The sequence below is a fragment of the Emticicia sp. genome (assembly GCF_049241225.1).
Lineage (GTDB): Bacteria > Bacteroidota > Bacteroidia > Cytophagales > Spirosomataceae > Emticicia.
Window position 1 is genome coordinate 1 of the sequence record NZ_JBMLRC010000042.1, and the last position, 3065, is coordinate 3065.

General features: G+C 38.2%; 3 protein-coding genes. All 3 read right to left on the reverse strand.

Annotated features, from left to right (window positions below):
- A partial coding sequence (locus tag ACOVO2_RS02765; protein WP_421768506.1) for a hypothetical protein occupies positions 1–251 on the reverse strand: 251 nt, incomplete at its 3' end.
- 76 nt (positions 252–327) lie between these two features.
- Positions 328–2193 carry a membrane protein insertase YidC gene (gene yidC, locus ACOVO2_RS02770; protein ID WP_421768507.1) on the reverse strand — a complete coding sequence of 622 codons (1866 nt, stop codon included), beginning with the start codon at positions 2191–2193 and terminating at the stop codon, positions 328–330.
- Between the two features lie 275 nt (positions 2194–2468).
- Positions 2469–3065: glutamine amidotransferase-related protein (locus tag ACOVO2_RS02775; RefSeq protein ID WP_421768508.1), on the reverse strand; the 597-nt coding region annotated here is incomplete at its 5' end.

The following is a 3065-nucleotide window of genomic DNA, read 5'->3' on the forward strand; positions in this document are numbered from 1 at the left end:
TCAAAAAACTTATTTTGCTTGAATGAGCACAATCCATGATAAAAGTGTGCGTATGGCACCATCGAATTGGTGTATTTTCGATTGGTGAGCGGAGTGAGTTCGCTTTGAGCTTCAAAATACTGCTGACCTGCATATAACTGCACGGCTTTTTTATATTTTAGGGCATATTCCCTTTCTGAAAGAGTAGCTTGTTGAGCTACTAATGCGTGCGTTATCAGCAAAAGGATGAAAAGACTACAGCACCTTTTCATAGGTTAGAGGTTTAGTTTAGAATCCTTAAAAATCCCTCCGCAATAGGTTTCATGCGGAGGGATTTGGATAGGACTATTATTTTTTCTTTTTCTTTTCTTCGTTTTGCAACTTACGATTCTCCTCAGCCAATTTTACTTGATTTTCCATGAATTGAGCAAACTTGCCTTTTTTAGCCGCTTGCGGATTCGCTTTGAACTTAATCTTATTTTCATCTAAGATTTTACGAATTTTATCTTCATCAACGAAACGACGCACAATTTGTTGTTGAGCAATCGTAACAACGTTTGAAACCAAATAATAGAAACTCAATGCAGCTGGGAAACTATTCAAAACAAAAAAGAACACAATCGGGAAAACATAACTCATTTTCTTCATGTCGATTGGCCCTGGTTGGTCTGGCGTGATTTGGTTATTATAATAAGTAAACGCCAAACTTGAGATAGTCATCAATACCACAAACAAACTAATGTGGTTGCCTACAACTGGTAAGTTGGTTGCCCAACTAATTGGGTAATCATAAGTTGAAAGGTCTGATGCCCACAAGAAGTTTTTCTGACGGAACATAATCATGTTCGGGAACAAGAAAAACACCGACATTAAAATAGGCATTTGCAACAACATCGGCACACAACCACTCAACGGATTTACGCCCACTTGTTGGTAGAGTTTCATTTGCTCTTGTTGCATCTTTACTTGGTCGTCGCCTACTTTTTCTTTGATTTCGGCCAACTCAGGAGCTAAAATACGCATTTTAGCCGAACTGATATATGACTTATAAATCAAAGGTGTAAGCAAGGTTTTCAGAACAAGCACCACCACAATAATCAAAAGACCGTAATTGCTAATAAACGATTCGGCCAATTTGAAAAGAGGCACAAACACAAAACGGTTGATTGGCTTCACGAAATCATAACCTAAGTAAACATTGCGGTGGAAACCATCGGCTACAACTTTTACTAAATCATAATCGTTTGGTCCGAAATAAAAACGGAAATTACCTTTACCAGTTTTTAGGTCAGAAATAGCCAAATTTGCATCAACTTCAACTGTTTTTACAATGTTTTGGTCGTTTTCTGGTGTAACCAATTTGAGTTTCGCACCAGTCAATGGCTGATTTTTAGCAACAAAACCTGATACAAAATATTTTTGTTTGAATGAATACCATTTGATTGGGTCTTCGGCAGCCAAATCGGCATTGCCAGAAGCATTCGCTCCTAAATCATCGAACTCATCTTCTTTAGCATTCCAAAAATTGATTTGGGCTGATTTACGGTTTTCTTCGATGTCATGCTCCAAAACTTTCAAATTATCTTGCCAATAGAAACGTACAGGCTGATTTTGTACTAAGGCATCCACCCCAACAAAATTGATGTCGTAGTCAATCGTATAGCCTTTTCCTTTTACTGTATAAACTTGGTCGATGTATTGGTTTTGACCTAAGTTTAGTCGGAAAGTCACTTTTGTAGAGTCTCCTTCCTTCAAAACTGTTGGTTTTGAGTCAGAAGAAAAATAAAGTTTTTTGAGGTCGATTTTTCCTTTGTTAGTTTGTACTTCTAAACTCATATTTGAGCTTTTAGCGTCCAATAAAACCAACGGATTTTTTGCTCCTTTCTGAAAATCTGAATACGTTGAGTAATTTTTCAGAACTGCTTCTTTGATTGAGCCTCCAAGGGTACTAAAAGTAAATTTAGCGTCTTGGTTTTCGATAATAATATCTTGGGCTGTACCTACGGCTGCACTTGCGAAATCGCCAAAAGCGGCTTTTAGAGCAGTAGTATCTTGCAATACATTAGGTGTAGCAATTGCTTTAGCTTCAGTTTTTGGTGCAACCTTCGCAGGCTGTTCGGGTGGGGTTTGTGGCATGAAATACATGTAACCTGCCCACATACACATCAACAACACGATACCAATTAGCTGGTTTCTATCTACTAATTTTTCCATTAAAGTTTAAAAATACGTAAAAAATATAAAGGCACTCACTGAGAGATGCCGTATTCTACTACAAAATTCGCAAAGATTAGTTATAAATCCTAATCAAGTATCTGACACTTAGACCGTTAATCACAAAATAGCCCCATAACTTCAATGAAATAGTGAAAGTTATGGGGCTATGGCTTGATATTTTGTGCTTTTCCGAAGATTAAGGTTTTATTATTTCGCAAAAAGGCTTTGTTACTTACCGTGCCACGCATAGCGTGGCACGAATAAAAGGAATATTATTTCTTTGACTTCGAGAAATCAATGGCAGCCTTCACGAAATTCACGAAAAGTGGGTGAGGGGTCATTACTGTACTTTTCAATTCTGGATGAAACTGAACGCCAATGAAATATGGATGGTTTGGTAGTTCAACGATTTCTACCAAGCCACTATCTGGGTTTACGCCCGAAATCACCATTCCTGCTGCTTCGTAATCTTTCAAATATTTATTATTAAACTCCCAACGGTGGCGGTGGCGTTCGCTAATGTTGGCTTTGCCGTAAATCTTACGAGCCAGAGTTTTATCTTTGGTTTTACAAGCATACGCTCCCAAACGCATCGTGCCACCTTTATCCGTTACAGTTTTTTGTTCTTCCATCAAATCGATAACAGGGAATTGAGTATCAGGATACATTTCTGTTGAATGTGCTTCTGTCAGGCCGATTACGTTTCTGGCAAATTCAATACAAGCCATTTGCATTCCCAAACAAATTCCGAAGAATGGAATATTGTTTTCACGCACGTATCTTACTGCAGCAATTTTTCCTTCGATACCACGCTCTCCAAAACCTGGGGCAACCAAAACGCCATCAAGTCCTTTAAATTTCTCGGCACT

Bases quoted from the DNA above. Each gene is read 5' to 3' on its own strand.
- yidC (WP_421768507.1), bottom strand. From the start codon at position 2,193: ATGGAAAAATTAGTAGATAGAAACCAGCTAATTGGTATCGTGTTGTTG.